We start from the raw sequence: 14,283 nt of genomic DNA, 5'->3' as shown, positions 1-14,283 counted from the left end.
AGCGTGAACCGGACGCGGGCCGACCGCGGGCCGAACCCGGACGCACGCGGGCCGGATCGACGCGTCGCCGGACAACGTGCGCTCCGACGACGCGCGGCCCGGATCGGTCCTACTTGAGCAGTTCCGGGTGCAGGGCCTCGACCATCCGGCGCATCCCGTCCCGCCAGTGCACGGTGGTGCGGCCGGTGATTTCGTGCATCCGGGTCAGGTCCAGCGTGACCGAGTCGATGGTCGCGTCGGTGGCGTTGAACTCGGGTGTCACGCCGGTGAGTTCAGCCAGGTAGCCGCACCATTCCTCGATGCTCACCGGGTCGCTGCCGCCCCAGTTGACGGTGGTGACCTCGGGTGTGGCCGCCGCGAACAGCGCGGGCAGCGTGCCGGCGATGTCGTCCACGTGGATCGGGTGGTAGACGCTCGGGGCGTTGGTGTGCACGTCGACGGGCGCGCCGCCGAGCATCATCTCCAAGTGGATGCCGGGCCAGCCACCGTTGTCGCCGTAGGGCACCGACAGGCGGGCGATCGTGGTCGGCAGCGCGAACCGGCGCGCACCCCAGCGGGCGGCGCCCTCGGCGGCGATCTTGCAGATGCTGTACGTCTCCAGGAACGACCACACGCCGTGGTTGTCTCCCAGAGCAGCGCTTTCCCTCAGTTCCTTGTGGCCGGCGGGCTGGTAGACGGCGGTGGAGGAGCAGTGCAGGAAGGCCCGGGCGGCCTGGTGATGCTCCATCAGGGACAGTACGCCGCCCGCGTTCGCGTCCAGGTCCACGTTCCAGTCGCCGTTCTTGGCCACGGCGAAGTTGACCACGTAGTCGGCGTCGGCGGGCAGCGCCGCGACGTCGCCGGCGGCCAGGTCGATCTTCACGCACGTGACGCCCGCGGCCTCCAGGCGCTCGCGGGCCTCGTCGTCGTGGAAGCGGGCGGCGCCGTACACGTCGTTGTCCCGGGCGAGGATCTTGGCGACCGGTTCGGCGACTTGGCCGGTGACACCGGTGACGACGATCTTCGCGCCGGTGAGGGTCGATGCCATGGGGACAACCTCCGTGCGGGTCGCTGCGCTGTGCGTGGGGCCGGATTCCGCCGCGAGTTCGGCGGACGCCGGTGGGGCCGGGTGGGTTCGGCCCGCGGTCGTGGTGTCCGGTGCACGGATCGTCCGAGGACGCCGGGCGGCCGGGTGTGCCGGCACGTTAGTGCAGGATGCGATCAGGGGGAAGGGAGGGAACGAGGGGCTTCCCTTATCCGCGGACGAATGCGGAACGGGTCTTCTCGGTTGGGCGTCTTCGGACGCGGGGGGATCGACGTTCGGGGGCAGCCATGAGTGTGACGGGGCACTGCCGACTATGTGGGACTCCGGTGGCGGACGAGCGCCACGGATACTGCGAGGGGCCGCTGTGCGGGGCCGATCTGGCCGGGCAGCGGGTGGGCGATCCGGCCCTCGCGGTGCAGGTCGGATTCGAACGGGCGCGGATCGCGGCCACCCCCGGGGAGGTGGTGGAGGCTCGGTTGCTGGTGCGCAATCGCGGGGGCGGGGCCGAGCGGTTCCGGGTCCGGGTGTTCGACCAGGAGCGGGTCGCGGTGGTGGAGCCGGAGCCGGGCGCGCCGATCGGCCCGGGCGCGGAGGTGGTGTGGACCGTGCGCTATCGGGTCCCGCGCGAGAGTGGTCCGATGGGCGCGGGGGCGTTCGCCGGCGCGGCCGGGCCGTATCACGCGGCGGTGTGGGCCGAGGCGGTACGCGACGGGCGGGTGGGCGCGGCGGCGGTGCTCGACGTACGCGTTCGCGACGAGGCCGAGCGGGCCGGGCCGGAGCCGGGCGGTGACCGGGCGCTCGGCGTGCCCGGTCGGGTGCATGGCGCGCGCCCGGCCCCCGCCAGGCGGGGACGCCGCCCTTGAGCGGCCGGGCGCCCGGGTCGGGCCGTAGCCCGCGCGCGGCCGGTGCAGGTCGCGCGCGAGTTGCCGGCCCGCGTCCCGTACCGCGTTCGCACCGGCGTCGGGAGCCGCGGTGTATCGATGCCATCCGCTGCTCGTAACCGTCCACCGGGCCCTCTACGTGGGCGCCGTACGCCATCGGGCGGGACGACACCAACAGCGGGGCCGCGGCCGGCTCGTCGACCGGGACGAGCTTGCGGGTCCCCGCCACCGGCAGGCGCAGCGACGGCCGCACGGACTCGGGTACATCCAGGCGCAGCGCGTCCCATGCGCCGGCCGGACGGGTGAGATTCGTGCGATCCATGCGGTGATTCCAGGAAGGCCGGCAACATGTCCGGAATGAAGGCATCGCTGTGGTTCACCTGGACCCTTTCGGGTTCCGGCTGGGCCGACTGCACCATCGCCGGCACCACCGGGGAGGCGCAGTTGGTCGTCTCCTACATCACCGACGCGCCCGCGGAACTGATCGACGCGGCGACCCGGCTCGCGCTCGGCGAACCGGGCGACCACAAGGTGATGTTCGAGGCCGAACCCAACGGCTATCTGTGGCACCTGAGCCCGGACGGCGACGCGGTGGACATCAGGATCGTCGAATACGCCGACGCATCGATGCGGAACCGGCCCGGCGAGGTGTTGTGGGAGGCGCGCCACCCGATCGAACTGCTCGCGCGGAGCGTACTGCGCGGATTCGACCGGGTGGACTTCGACCTCGGCGAGGACCGCTGGTACGCGGACTGGCGGCGGCCGTTCCCCCGTCGCGAGCTGGAGGCCCTGCGCACGGCGTGGCACAAGCTCCGGTTGTGAGCGCGCGGTGGGCGCCGGGGCGTCGGATTTCCGCGAGCAGGGGTGGTCGAGTGGGGGCGTGGTGCGACGCTTGGGGGCATGACCGCGCCTCGTGATCCATCCGCTTCGGCCGTGACCGTCCATACCGGCGGTGCGCTGTGGCCCACGCCGGGGCAGTTGCGGGCCGAACTCCCGGAGGGGGCGCGGGAGGAGTTCGAGGTCGAGTACGGCCGGGCCCTGGAGCACGCGCGCGACGCGGGCGATCTGGCCCTGCTCGCGCACGTGTTGCTCCCGTGGCAGCGGCGGCTCGTGCATCACCGGAACGGCGACCACGAGGCCGTGTTGGAGCGGGCCCGGCGGATCCGGGAGGGCGATCTGTCCGGGGTCGTCCGGCCCCGGGTGGACCGGTTGTTCCGGGCGCAGCGGTGAGCTATGGCGTCGAGTACCACGTCGAGGCCGAGGCGATTCGGCGCACTCTGCCGACCGCCGCCCGCCGGGCCTGGATCGAACTGGAGCGGCGACTGCGCCACGACCCGTGGAACGCGGGCGCGCGGATGAGCGGTGGCCTCAAGGACACCCTGGAGGCGGCCTTCGCGGCGCACGGCTTCGCGACGTACATCGTGCAGGAGAACCGGGTGATGGTGAGTGTGATCAACCTGGTGTGGATCGGGTGACGGGCGGGTCGGTCGGCTCGGCCTCCCGGGTCTACCGGGTCCCTCGGCTGTCCTGGCTCCCCTGGCTTGCCTCGCTCGGCTGGGTGGTTCGATCGGCTCAGTCGGCTCTGAGGGTGAAGTGGTGGGTGGGGAAGGTCAGCGGGATGTCGGTCGGGCCGGTCGGGCAGGCCGCGCGCAGGGTGCCGGTCGGAGTCAGGGCGAGGGTGCCGGCGCGGAAGGACTCCGGTACCTGGAAGGCGAGTTCGACCGAGGCGGCGTAGAGGTCCGGCTGCGGGGAGGCGTTCAGAACCGGGACGCGACGGCCGTCGGGCAGCCGCAGCACCACCTCGTCGGCGAGCTTGTGGCCGTAGGCGAAGGTGCAGCGGGCCGGGGCCGCACCGGAACCGGAGGCGGAGTCGGGAACGGAACCGGAGTCGGGGTGGGCCGTCGGGCGCAGGGCCGCGTGCAGGCCGATCAGGACGAACATCGTGCCCTTCGGGGCGGTGCCGACCTTGGGCAGCCGGTCGGTGATCCGCGGCGGCTCGGGCGAAGTGGTGACGCCGACCGCCACCTCGAAGGTGATCGACCGGCCCTGCCACGGGACCGTGGCGGACACGACGCCGTCGGTGTAGCCGGTGACGGCTCGGTCCGGCGCCGCGGCCGCGGTGTCGCCGCACGCCGCGCAGCCGGCGGCGGCGAGCAGGGCAAGGGCCGACAGTTGCGCCGTGCCGCGTCGCGCGGGCACATTCGGCCGTCGCCTGGGCACGCGGTCCCTCCTCGATCCTGGTCGCCGCCCATGCAACCAGGGGTTCGGCCGAGGGGACACCTTTGCGGGCGGATCGGCGGGAAGTCCCTCACCGGGCACGGCCCGGCGCACGAGCGGCGGACCCCGGAAGGCCGAGCCGGTGGGCGGGGCGCCGGGACGGCGGTTTCCGGGTGTCATATCGTCTGGAATCCGTCGCTCACAGCGCCGGGGGAACGGGAACGGGAGAAAGCGAACGATGACGGAGCACGAACTGCTTGCCGAACGGTTCGAGGAGAACCGCAGCCATCTGCGGGCGGTGGCGTATCGCATGCTCGGCTCGCTCAGTGAGGCGGAGGACGCCGTCCAGGAGGCCTGGCTGCGCCTGGACCGCTCCGACATCAGCGATGTGCACAACCTCGGCGGCTGGCTGACCACGGTCGTCGGGCGGGTCTGCCTGGACATGCTGCGCTCGCGCAAGTCCCGGCGCGAGGACATGTGGGACACGCACGTGCCGGACCCGATCGTCTCGCACGCGGAGGGGGCCGACCCCGAGGAGCTCGCGGTCCTCGCCGACTCGGTCGGGCTGGCGATGCTGGTCGTGCTGGACACGCTGCCCCCCGCCGAGCGGCTCGCCTTCGTGCTGCACGACATGTTCGCGATGCCGTTCGACGACATCGCGCCGATCGTGGACAAGTCGACCGCGGCGACCCGGCAGCTCGCCAGCCGTGCCCGGCGTCGGGTGCAGGGCGCGGCGCCGGAGCCGGATCTGCCGCGTCAGCGCCGCGTCGTGGACGCCTTCCTGGCCGCCTCCCGGGCCGGCGACTTCCAGGCCCTGCTGGACCTGCTCGACCCCGACGTCCTGCTCCGTGCCGACACCGGCAGCGGCCCGATCGGTGTCTCCCAACTGGTCCGCGGCGCCCGCGCGGTGGTCGAGCAGGCGCTCACCTTCGCGCGCTTCGCGCAGTACGCCCGACCCGTGCTCATCAACGGGGCTCCGGGTCTGCTGAACGCGCCGGGCGGCAAGGCGTTCGGGGTGATGGACTTCACCATCGTGGGTGACAAGATCGTCGAGATCAACATCCTCGCCGACCCCGCCCGCCTGGCCCGTCCGGACATCAAGGACGTGGTCGGACCGGGCGACCCGGCCGAGTTGCGCGCCCTGGGGCTGCCCACGGAGTAGGCGCGAGGCGGCCGGGAGGGTTCGCGTACGAGCGGGTCGGCAACGGAGCGTCGCCGACCCGCTCGCGGACGCTCGGTTCGGCGCGGTCCGTTTCGGCTCGGTCGGGCTACCCCGGTGTGCCCGGGGTGATCAGGCCGCTCTCGTAGGCGAAGACCACCGCCTGGGCGCGGTCGCGCAGGTCGAGCTTGTCCAGGATCCGGCTCACGTGCGTCTTGACCGTCTGTTCGGCGAGCACGAGGTGGGCGGCGATCTCGCCGTTGGAGCGGCCCTGCGCGATCAGCCCGAGCACCTCGGTCTCGCGCGGGGTGAGGGTGCCCAGGCGGGTCGAACTCGCACGTGTGATCGGCCGGTTGCGAGCGAAGTCGGCGATCAGCCGACGGGTGATCGAGGGCGCCAGGAGGGCGTCCCCGGCCGCGACGATCCGCACGGCGGCGATCAGATCGGCGGGGGAGGCGTCCTTGAGCAGGAAGCCGCTCGCACCCGCGCGCAGCGCCTCGTACACGTAGTCGTCGATGTCGAACGTGGTCAGCATCAACACCCTGGGCATCGCGTCGAACGCGTCGGTTTCGCCGAGCAGTTCGCGGGTCGCGGCCAGGCCGTCCAGGATCGGCATCCGCACGTCCATCAGGACCACGTCCGGCCGGGTCTCCCGGGTCAGCCGGACCGCCTCGCGCCCGTCGGCGGCCTCGCCGACCACCTCCAGGTCCGGCTGGGCGGCGAGCAGCGCGGCGAAGCCGGCACGGATCATCGCCTGGTCGTCGGCGATCACTACGGTGGTCATGCCGCTCCGGGGGTGGTCGGGGCCGACGTGGCGTCGGCCGGCGGTAGGGGAAGCATGGCAGCGACCCGGAAGCCGCCGTCCTCCAACGCCCCGGTGTGCAACTCGCCGGCCAGCATCGCGACCCGCTCGCGCATGCCGATCAGGCCCTGGCCGGTGCCGGTCGGGCCGGAATCCTCGACCGGCCCGCGCGGCTCCACGGGCCTGCCGGCCGCTCCGGGAGCGGAGTTGACCACGGTCAGCCGCAGCGCCGAGGCGTCCGCGGTCACGGTGACCCGTACCGAGGCGCCCGGGGCGTGCCGGACCACGTTGCTGAGCGACTCCTGGATCAACCGGTACGCGGAGAGTTGTACGCCCACCGGGATTCGGTCCGGCGCGGGCACGGAGTCCTCGATTGACAGATGCGCCTCCAGGCCGGCCCGATGCGCGGTCTCGATCAGTACGGGCAATTCGGCCAGACCCGGTTGCGGGCTGTGCTCGGCGCCGGCGTCCGCGTCCTGGCGCAGCACGTGCAGCAGGCGGCGCATCTCGGTGAGCGAGCGGCGTGCCTCGGCGGCGATCGTGCCGAACTCGGTGACGGCCGCGGGCGGCAGGTCGACGATGCGATACGGCGCGCTGTCCGCCTGAACGGTGATCACCGACATGTGGTGGGCCACCACGTCGTGCAACTCGCGGGCGATCCTGGTGCGTTCCTCCAGGAGGGTGCGCCGGGCGTGTTCGGCCTGGCTGATCTCCTCGACCCGGACCAGTCGGCGCTGCACGGCACTTCGGCTGCCGATCGCCTCGGCGGTGAGTGGGGCGAGGGCGGACAGGACGGCTATCGGCAGCAGTTCGTCGACGTCGATCGGACTGCGGGTGAGCATCAGCACCGTGCCGGCCGCGAGCAGCACCAGCCACAGGACGACCAGCACCCGACGCGGCGCCCGCAGCGCGATCACGCTCAGGACGACGACCAGCGAGAACACCGAGGTCACCGCCCACGGCCACGGCTCGGAGTCGGACACCGGGTGGGTCGGCGCCGCCGTCGCGATCGCCGCGGTCAGCGCCAACCACCAGGCAGCCGGCGGGCGATACAGGCACAGCAGCACCGGGACCGCGCGGGCGATGGCGGAGACGGTCGCGCCCGCGGCCGACACGTCGTAGTGCTGGTACAGGTCGAGCCAACCGGCCACGCCGATCAGCAGCGCGGTCAGCGACAACACCCGCCTCGCGCGGCGGGTGTTGGGCAGCGGGGCCACCGAGTCCAGGGACAACGCCTCGCGGAGCGTGGCCAGGACGGTCGGCGGTCGAACGATCTTCACGGTTGGTGATGCTATGCCCGGATGGACCGATCGGTCGGGCGGGGCGAGGGCGGTGTCCATCGCGGTCTCCGGGGCGGGAGCGGGAGCGGGCGGGCGAGTGCCTGCGTGGCGGTCAGGTCCGCGGCCCGAACGTTCGGCGGGCCACGGTCGCCGGTACGTCGGTGAGCGCCTTGATCAGGCACAGACACACCGCGAAGAAGGCGAGGCCGCCGATCGCGTGCACGGTCCAGACACCGGCCAGGGTCGGCCCGCCCCACGCGTCGTGGTAGTCGGTGTCGCCGTACCAGATCGGGTAGGTCAGGTTGCGCAGGGTGTTGCCGTACGCGTACCCGGCCAGGATCAGCGTCGGGATGCCCAGTGCGGCGTCGAGCACGCCGTCCCGGAGCACCCGGAGCGGGCCGGGGCCGGGCCGTCCGGTCGTCTCGTCCGACTTTGTGTCCAGGAACCGCCGGGCCGCCGCGAGCCGCACGCGGGCCGCGCGGGCGGGCCGGCCGCCGAGCACCAGGCCGATGCTCAGCAGACCGAGCGGCAGCGCGATCAGCGCGTACATCGAGCGCCGACCGGCCTCGCGCACCGAACCGGGCGCGAAGCGGCGGATCGTGCGGCGCGTCGTGCGCCGGCTCGGGGAGCGGGCGAGGGTTGCGGCGGCGGGGTGAGCGGTCGTGGATGTCATGGCGCAGTCCTCGGGGCTGTGCCCGCGAGCCGCGCGGGCGGGGCGATACCGGCGCGGGTGCGGCCGGTTTCGGCGTGTTCCCCAAGGTAGGAGTCGGGCCCCGCGGGGGCATCACACCGCGGCGCCAACTCCGGAGTGATACCCCGGTAGGGGGTCGGGGGCTGCGCGGTGGGGCCGAGGATGCCGACGCGACGGCGCTCCGGAGTCGGCGCGCTCGAACCCGTGTCGGTGCCGCGGTCGAAGTGCGGGAAACGACGCGACCGCCGGGTCGACGACCCGGCGGTCCGGTCCGGCCGCACTGTGCCGGGAGAAGCAGGCGGCCCGCCGAGATCGAGGCGGCCGCGGAGACCGGGACTCTGGGCCCCGTACATTTCACTGCCCTTGAAGGCTCCATGGAGTATCCGCGGCCTGCGCACCGGAAGGCCGCGGAAACCGTAGCGTGGCCCGCCGATTCGGGGCCAGGCGATTTCCTCCGGCGGGCCGGTCCACCCGGCTGCTCGGCCGGTGCCGCTCCGTCGGCCGAGTGCTCTCCGCGCGCGACGCCGGGCCGACCGCAGGCGCCCGAGGGTCAGCCCCGGCGACGTCCGACGCGATGGTCAGGACGAGGGCACCTGAGTCTCGGTGTCCTGCTTGGCGTAGTGCTCGCGCTCGCGCCGGTCCGCGCGCAGGATGCCGCGGATCACGAAGGTGAAACCGACCGCCACGACGAGGAAAGGGGTGAGTTCGGCGAGGGCGCCGAGGGCGTTCAACACGATGACTCCCAAAGGTGGTGCAGCCGGCCGACCACGCCACCGGCGACACCGATCGCGCGAACCGGACCCGGCTCGCTCCGCCGTTCGTCCTCCGAACGGCGCCACAACACTACCGCCCGCCCCCGCGTCAACCGCCGGCGACCACCGGTCCATGGCGGGTGGTGCCGGCGCGGACCGGTACGACGCCGAGCACACCCCGCGCGGTCAACGCGGGCCGCCGGCGGCCTCGGTGAAGCGGCGCAGGTCCTCGACGTGCGCACCCCAGCCGTCGCGGTGCGCGGCGGCCAGGCTCGGGCCGTCCCGGAGGCGACTCCAGCTGGTCTCGCGGACTTGGACCTGGGTGCCCGGACGAGCCCGGGCCGGCTCGATGGTCACCGTCGTGGACATCGCCCAGTCGTCGTCGGCCCAGGTGAAGCGCAGCAGGCGGCACGGTTCCAGTGTCCGGACCCGGCCGGTGGTCAACCGGGCCTCGCCGTCCGCTCCGCTCCAGCGCTCGCTGAGCCGACCGCCGACCCGCGCGTCCAAGTCGAGATAGCGCCACCACATCGCGCGCGTGTCCGCGTCCACGAGGGCATGCCAGACCGCCTCGGCAGGCGCGGCGATCACGACACTGACCTCGACGAGCGGTTCACGGACCATTCACCAACGGTAGATCTCGTCAACGTTCGCGTCAGCCTGCGAACGGTCCGCGAAAGGTCCGCTGAAGGTCAAGAATGCGCCGTGCGCGCCCTGTGCGCCTCCTCGGCCGAGGCCCGCCGCCCGAGCGGGCGGACGCCGGGCGTGAAGATGGACGGATTACCGAAAGTTCGGCTTTGTCGGGAATGCGATTCGGCTTGAACGTCCGCCCCGCGGCACCGCTACGCCCATCCGTGAATCGTTCGATTGGCGATCACCTCGGATGGGGAACGCACAGCCACAGGTGCGTATCGCGCATCGCCGGCCACCGGGAGGAATCCGCCCATGCCCCACCCGCCGATCGCAGCTCTGCGAAGCGCGTTCACCGCGTCCGCCAAACCGGGCAGCGAGGACTGGCCCACGCTCGCCGACTTCACCGCGTTCGCCGCGGCCGGCCGCGCCTGCGGCCGAGCGCCGCTGATCGGCCTGCCCGGGTGGACCTGCGACGACGCCGCGCGGGTCCTGGCGCTGGCCGAATTGGCCGCGCGTACGCCCGAGTGTGACCTGTCCGCGCACCTGCGCACCCTGTACTGGCGCGGCGACGCGCACGAACGTCGAGCCGTGTTGCGGGCCTTGCCCTACCTCGCGGTGTCCGAGCGTGATCCGGCCCTGGCCGGCGCGCTCGTCGAGGACGCGCTGCGCACCGGCGACCCGCAACTGATCGCCGCCGCCCGCTTCGCGGAGGTCGTCGCCGGCCCGGAACCGGCGGAGTCGGCACGATCGGACGCATCGCAAGGAGCGCAAGGATCGGATGGTTCGGACCGGGCGGTGGTGCAGCCGCGCCGGGCGGAACGGTCCGAACAGGCGGAGCAGTCCGTACAGCCGGTGCAGCCCGGCTAGCGCGTCCCGGGCCGGCCGACACGGTGCGGACCCGCCGGTGCGGAGCGAACCGCACCGGCGGGTCCGCACCATGCCGGCGACCGGGCACGGTCGCCGGGTGGGGACCGCCGAATCCGTCGGCCCGCAGCGGCCCGGCCGGGCGTGTGCTCGTGGCGGATCGCCGCGGGTACTTGTGGCGTGCCGGGTGCGCCGACCAGGCTTGACGTCGTCGAAGGAGGGGGAAGGCGATGCGACGCAGGAAGGCGTTGGCCGTGCTCGCGACCCCGGCGCTGATCGGCCTGGGAGCGGGCACCGGCCGGGCGGGTGGGCAACCGGTGGCGGAACGCATCGCCGGCGCGCTGGGCGGCGACCTCGAGGTGCGCGGGCGCGAACACGGCTCCGGCTGGACCCGGACCCGGCTGGAAGTACGGGACGCGGCGGTGCCGTTGGTGGTGGACGTGGTCGCCGACACCCGACACCTGCCGCGCCGGCTCGTCTATCTGCTGCCCGGCGGCGGCCTCGACTTCTCCTCGAACTTCTTCACCCCCACCGCCCACAACCTCACCCATCACCTGCGCGAACGCGGCTACCTGGTGATCGGCGTCTCGCCGCGCGAAAACGACGCGACGGCCGCCGACCTCGGCCCCGCGTGGGGCCTGGCCGCGCACAAGCGGGACGCGCGCAAGGTGATCGACGCGGTCGACGCGGCGCTGCGGGTGCCCTACGACCTGCTCGGCCACTCCGCCGGCGCCGCGCTCGCGCTCGACCTCGCGGCGGACCGATCGCCCAGGCTGCGCCGGGTGATGGTGCTGGACACCACCGGGCCGTACGAGGGCGAACTCGCGGTACGGGCCGCGCGGACCAGGGTCGCGCTCGACCGCGAACTCGCCGCCGGCGGCTACGCGAGCGACCCGGGACTGAAGGGCCTGCTCGCGCGGGCGGTCGGCGACCCGAACGGCGCCTCGCCGGTACCGCGACCCGTCGACCCGGGCACCCGCTTCACCAACGCGGCACTCGCGCACTTCGCGCTGATCCACACGAACAGCCTGCCGGGGCTCACCAACTGGGTCTACGAACAGGGCTTCGCCGCAGGCGACTTCACGTTCGGCGCGACGCCCGACCAGGACCGGTTCGCGCTCGCGCACGCGCCGCTGTCGGTGTGGGCCGAGGCCGGCGCCCGGTTCGGCGGCGGCCTGATCCCCACCGCGCTGATGCGCGACCTCACCGCGATCTGGGCCGGCGAGGACTCGGTGTATCGCATCGACTGGTCGGCCATCGACGCCGAGGTCACCTGGGTGAACACCGCCCTGGGACGCGGCGACCACCCCCGGGGCGCGGAACTGATCCGGGCCGGCGGCAACCCGAAGGTGGGCTTCACCGTCGTGGCGAACTACGGCCACGGCGACGCGACCTGGAGCCGCACGGCCGACGTCGACGTGTGGCGGCACCTGGTCTGACGAGGGATCCGGCCGGTTCGGCCGCAGGGCGGGTACGGGCCCGCCCGACGGCCGAACCAGGACCGGCTCAGGCCGCGAGTTCGTCCAGCGCCGTCGACCACGACGCGCACAGGGATTCCGCCAGCTCGCCCGGCAGGGCCGTGTCGACCGTGGCGCTCACGTACAACGTGTCCTCGAACGTGCCCAGGAACACTCCGAACGGCACACCCCGGGGCACACCGCCGAAGGGGACCGCACCCACCATCGAGGACCCGCGGAACGCGTACGGCCGGCGCAGCCACCCCTGAGCCGGCTCCGCCGCCACGTCCACCTGCCATGGCGACATCGCCGCGCGCAGCCCCCAGCGCACGCCCGACGCCGCGGGCGTCTGCGCGATCAGCGCCAGGCGCCGCGCGGGGTCCGCCTGGTCGCAGGGCAGCCGGACCCGGGTCGGCCGGGCGTGGCTGCCCGGTTCCGCACGGGCCCAGCCGCCGGCGGCGGACGGTACGAGGGCCCAGACCGGCTTCGGCCCGCGTCGCCACGGGACGCCCGGGCAATCCCGCAGCGCGCCGGTGAGGGCGGCGAGGAACAGCGCGTCCGGCTCGGCGCCCGTGTCGTGTACCGCCGCGCGCAGCCGCTTGGCGTCCAGGCCCAGCCAGGCCATCCGACGGGTACCGGTCAGCCCGCGCGTCGCGAACGGCCGCGTGCTCGGCGGAACCAGGCAGCGCAGCCGCTCGCCCGCGCCGAGCTCGTTCATCCCGGCCGCAGGCGTCGGGGCGGTGTCGATCGGCTCCACCCCGAACAGGCGCCGACCGACCTCGACCACCGACGCGCCGTCCAGCAGCGACCGATGAGCCTTGAAGACCACCGCCCACTCGTCCGCCGCGTACCCGTGCACGAGTCGGGCCTCCCACAGCGGCCGATCCCGAGGCAGCCGATCCGCGAGTGCTTCGTCGACGGCGGCGCCCAGGCGGTTCACGCCGGCCGGGTGCACGTGCACGTGCCGGGCCAGGTCGAGCGCTCCGCGCCGCCGGTACGCGCCGTCCACGCGATAGGCCAGCACCGGCACCCGCCACAGCCGGGCTGCGATCCCCTCGCGCAGATCCTCGACGCGCGGCGCGAGGCCGCGAAAACGCAGGACGCCGCCGAGCTCAAGTGCGTCGACCCGGTCCGCGCGGCCGTGCTCCCGATACACGTTCTCCGCCGCGTGGGCGCGCCGACCGCCGCGGCCGGGCCGGACGCAGTCCACGAGGTAGTCGCGATCCACGCCGATCCTCGAACGCGGCTCACCGAGCAGCGCGCGCACGCCCGAGTCGTCGTAGCCACGACGGTGTGTCAGATACGGCGTGAACGCCGTGTGCGCCTCGGCGAGCCGTTCCACCCCGGTCGGCCGCTCCGGCGGTTGGTCGACGAACCGCAGCCGGACCGGCAGGAATTCGGCGAGCACCTCGCGGACAACCCCGATCGGGACGTCGTGCGGATGCCGTACGTGGTAGACGTCCACGCCCCCGGAACCGGCGAGATCGGCGAGCCGGGTCATCACCCGCGCGGCCTCGTGCACGGGGACGAAATTGAGCCGGCCGTCCGGCGCCGCGGCCAGCCGCAACACCGGCCGCACCCGGCGCGGCAACCGGGCGGCCCAACCCAGGGCCGCGCAGCCTCCGGTCGCCTCCGCGCGTTCGACCATGTACCGCAGAACGTTTCCGGGCAGACCGGGCCGGTCGGAGACCAATGTGGTCGGCCGCAGGATCATCGCCGAGCGTCCGCACCGCGCGGCCCAGTCCCGCACGAGCACCTCGGCCTCGTACTTGGACCGCTCGTAGTCGTTCTCGAAACCACCCGAATCGTCCGGGAGTTCCTCCTTCACCGTGCCATCGCGCCGGCCGCCGGCCACGTACGCCGTGCTGATGTGCAGCACGCGCGGACGACGCCGGCCGACCTCGGCCAACTCCAACAGGTGTCGGGTGCCTTCGACGTTGGTCGGGCGCAACTCGGCCAACGGCGCGTCGATCCGGGAATCGCCGGCGCAGTGCCAGATCACGTCGACCGAGTCGGCCAGCGAGGCGAAGTCCGCCCGCGTCAGGCCCAGTCGGGGCAGCGTCAGGTCGGTCTCGACGATCCGCAGCCGTTCGGGGAGTCGCCGCACCAACTCGTCGGGAGCGGCGGAGACTTCCAGAAAGGCCCGAATCCGGTCGATCGCGCCGCGCGAACCCGCGTGGGCCAGGACGGTGATCGTACGGTGCCGGTCGAGCAGTTCGCGGAGCAGATGGAGACCGAGGAATCCGGTGGCTCCGGTGATGGCGACGCGCATGGCTCAGCAAACTCCTTGCAGGTTTTCCCGATTGGCCTGACGAGGCGTCACGTCGACGGTGTCGACGCGCGGCGAGTCCGGCCCGATGGCGCGCCGCGCCGGGGCATGCGTGGTCAATGTCTTCCCTGGGACGAGTGGGTTTCGTCAGGACGCTAGTCGCCGGATGGCCGGCACCCGGGCGGTATTGGGCCAACCGGTGTCGGCGTCACCCGATCGGGTTCGCGATCGTGGTCGCGGGATGATGCGGGGCCGAC

15 protein-coding genes are annotated in these 14,283 nt (G+C 73.3%); 7 read left to right on the top strand and 8 right to left on the bottom strand.

Translation table 11 applies throughout. The features are described 5' to 3' along the window. Positions 1 to 109: 109 nt before the first annotated feature. The gene (locus tag ACIRL2_RS31365) at positions 110 to 1,027 is read right to left on the bottom strand and encodes an NAD-dependent epimerase/dehydratase family protein (protein WP_395873887.1); all 918 of its coding nucleotides are present in this window, start codon (positions 1,025 to 1,027) and stop codon (positions 110 to 112) included. 323 nt (positions 1,028 to 1,350) lie between these two features. On the opposite strand from ACIRL2_RS31365, the gene ACIRL2_RS31360 reads away from it, so the two are divergent. The 4 genes from ACIRL2_RS31360 to ACIRL2_RS31345 all read left to right on the top strand — a co-directional run bounded on the left by ACIRL2_RS31360 (position 1,351) and on the right by ACIRL2_RS31345 (position 3,380). Continuing rightward, entirely contained in the window at positions 1,351 to 1,887 is a 537-nt protein-coding gene (locus ACIRL2_RS31360) for a hypothetical protein (RefSeq protein ID WP_402236523.1), read from the top strand. A 375-nt stretch (positions 1,888 to 2,262) separates the two neighbouring features. After that, positions 2,263 to 2,727: a hypothetical protein gene (locus tag ACIRL2_RS31355; RefSeq protein ID WP_402236521.1), complete on the top strand. Its 465-nt coding sequence runs from the start codon at positions 2,263 to 2,265 to the stop codon at positions 2,725 to 2,727. Positions 2,728 to 2,838: 111 nt separating this feature from the next. After that, a complete protein-coding gene (locus ACIRL2_RS31350) occupies positions 2,839 to 3,135 on the top strand; it encodes a DUF6247 family protein (protein ID WP_402236519.1) in 297 nt (98 codons plus the stop codon). Next, entirely contained in the window at positions 3,132 to 3,380 is a 249-nt protein-coding gene (locus ACIRL2_RS31345; RefSeq protein WP_395873891.1) for a hypothetical protein, read from the top strand. Before ACIRL2_RS31350 ends, ACIRL2_RS31345 begins: the two co-directional genes overlap by 4 nt. A gap of 97 nt (positions 3,381 to 3,477) precedes the next feature. On the opposite strand, the gene ACIRL2_RS31340 is transcribed toward ACIRL2_RS31345, so the two are convergent. After that, positions 3,478 to 4,125 carry a hypothetical protein gene (locus ACIRL2_RS31340; RefSeq protein WP_402236516.1) on the bottom strand — a complete coding sequence of 216 codons (648 nt, stop codon included), beginning with the start codon at positions 4,123 to 4,125 and terminating at the stop codon, positions 3,478 to 3,480. A 235-nt stretch (positions 4,126 to 4,360) separates the two neighbouring features. Between ACIRL2_RS31340 and ACIRL2_RS31335 the strand changes: the two genes are divergently transcribed. Further along, positions 4,361 to 5,284, top strand: coding sequence for a sigma-70 family RNA polymerase sigma factor (locus ACIRL2_RS31335; RefSeq protein ID WP_395873893.1), 924 nt, complete (start codon positions 4,361 to 4,363; stop codon positions 5,282 to 5,284). A 106-nt stretch (positions 5,285 to 5,390) separates the two neighbouring features. On the opposite strand, the gene ACIRL2_RS31330 is transcribed toward ACIRL2_RS31335, so the two are convergent. From ACIRL2_RS31330 to ACIRL2_RS31310, 5 genes are all read right to left on the bottom strand, one after another. Continuing rightward, positions 5,391 to 6,065 carry a response regulator gene (locus ACIRL2_RS31330; protein ID WP_395873894.1) on the bottom strand — a complete coding sequence of 225 codons (675 nt, stop codon included), beginning with the start codon at positions 6,063 to 6,065 and terminating at the stop codon, positions 5,391 to 5,393. Then, positions 6,062 to 7,363 (bottom strand): sensor histidine kinase, encoded by a 1,302-nt coding sequence (locus ACIRL2_RS31325; protein ID WP_402236512.1) that lies wholly within the window; start codon positions 7,361 to 7,363, stop codon positions 6,062 to 6,064. The genes ACIRL2_RS31330 and ACIRL2_RS31325 overlap by 4 nt, the downstream gene beginning before the upstream one ends. Positions 7,364 to 7,475: 112 nt before the next feature. After that, complete coding sequence (locus tag ACIRL2_RS31320) at positions 7,476 to 8,036, bottom strand: hypothetical protein (RefSeq protein ID WP_395873896.1); 561 nt, start codon at positions 8,034 to 8,036, stop codon at positions 7,476 to 7,478. Positions 8,037 to 8,632: 596 nt separating this feature from the next. Continuing rightward, positions 8,633 to 8,788, bottom strand: a complete 156-nt coding sequence (locus ACIRL2_RS31315; protein ID WP_395873897.1) for a hypothetical protein — start codon at positions 8,786 to 8,788, stop codon at positions 8,633 to 8,635. Positions 8,789 to 8,992: 204 nt separating this feature from the next. Continuing rightward, positions 8,993 to 9,427, bottom strand: coding sequence for an SRPBCC domain-containing protein (locus tag ACIRL2_RS31310; RefSeq protein ID WP_402236509.1), 435 nt, complete (start codon positions 9,425 to 9,427; stop codon positions 8,993 to 8,995). Between the two features lie 321 nt (positions 9,428 to 9,748). Between ACIRL2_RS31310 and ACIRL2_RS31305 the strand changes: the two genes are divergently transcribed. Together ACIRL2_RS31305 and ACIRL2_RS31300 are read left to right on the top strand one after the other, a co-directional pair. Next, positions 9,749 to 10,303 (top strand): EboA domain-containing protein, encoded by a 555-nt coding sequence (locus ACIRL2_RS31305; RefSeq protein ID WP_402236506.1) that lies wholly within the window; start codon positions 9,749 to 9,751, stop codon positions 10,301 to 10,303. A 227-nt stretch (positions 10,304 to 10,530) separates the two neighbouring features. After that, entirely contained in the window at positions 10,531 to 11,739 is a 1,209-nt protein-coding gene (locus ACIRL2_RS31300; RefSeq protein ID WP_402236503.1) for a hypothetical protein, read from the top strand. Between the two features lie 67 nt (positions 11,740 to 11,806). Here the strand turns inward: ACIRL2_RS31300 and ACIRL2_RS31295 are convergent, their stop codons facing one another. After that, on the bottom strand, positions 11,807 to 14,029 hold the full coding sequence (locus ACIRL2_RS31295; RefSeq protein ID WP_402236500.1) for an SDR family oxidoreductase: 2,223 nt from the start codon (positions 14,027 to 14,029) through the stop codon (positions 11,807 to 11,809). Positions 14,030 to 14,283 lie beyond the last annotated feature (254 nt).

Origin of the sequence: Embleya sp. NPDC127516 (assembly GCF_044765325.1) — a bacterium.
GTDB lineage: Bacteria > Actinomycetota > Actinomycetes > Streptomycetales > Streptomycetaceae > Embleya.
This window is presented reverse-complemented; position numbering and strand designations above follow the sequence as displayed.

What these genes read in the sequence shown, in the direction of transcription:
- ACIRL2_RS31365 (WP_395873887.1), bottom strand. Translation starts at nt 1,027, where the DNA reads ATGGCATCGACCCTCACCGGCGCGAAGATCGTCGTCACCGGTGTCACC.
- ACIRL2_RS31355 (WP_402236521.1), top strand. Translation starts at nt 2,263, where the DNA reads ATGAAGGCATCGCTGTGGTTCACCTGGACCCTTTCGGGTTCCGGCTGG.
- ACIRL2_RS31335 (WP_395873893.1), top strand. Translation starts at nt 4,361, where the DNA reads ATGACGGAGCACGAACTGCTTGCCGAACGGTTCGAGGAGAACCGCAGC.
- ACIRL2_RS31330 (WP_395873894.1), bottom strand. Translation starts at nt 6,065, where the DNA reads ATGACCACCGTAGTGATCGCCGACGACCAGGCGATGATCCGTGCCGGC.
- ACIRL2_RS31320 (WP_395873896.1), bottom strand. Translation starts at nt 8,036, where the DNA reads ATGACATCCACGACCGCTCACCCCGCCGCCGCAACCCTCGCCCGCTCC.
- ACIRL2_RS31310 (WP_402236509.1), bottom strand. Translation starts at nt 9,427, where the DNA reads ATGGTCCGTGAACCGCTCGTCGAGGTCAGTGTCGTGATCGCCGCGCCT.
- ACIRL2_RS31305 (WP_402236506.1), top strand. Translation starts at nt 9,749, where the DNA reads ATGCCCCACCCGCCGATCGCAGCTCTGCGAAGCGCGTTCACCGCGTCC.
- ACIRL2_RS31300 (WP_402236503.1), top strand. Translation starts at nt 10,531, where the DNA reads ATGCGACGCAGGAAGGCGTTGGCCGTGCTCGCGACCCCGGCGCTGATC.
- ACIRL2_RS31295 (WP_402236500.1), bottom strand. Translation starts at nt 14,029, where the DNA reads ATGCGCGTCGCCATCACCGGAGCCACCGGATTCCTCGGTCTCCATCTG.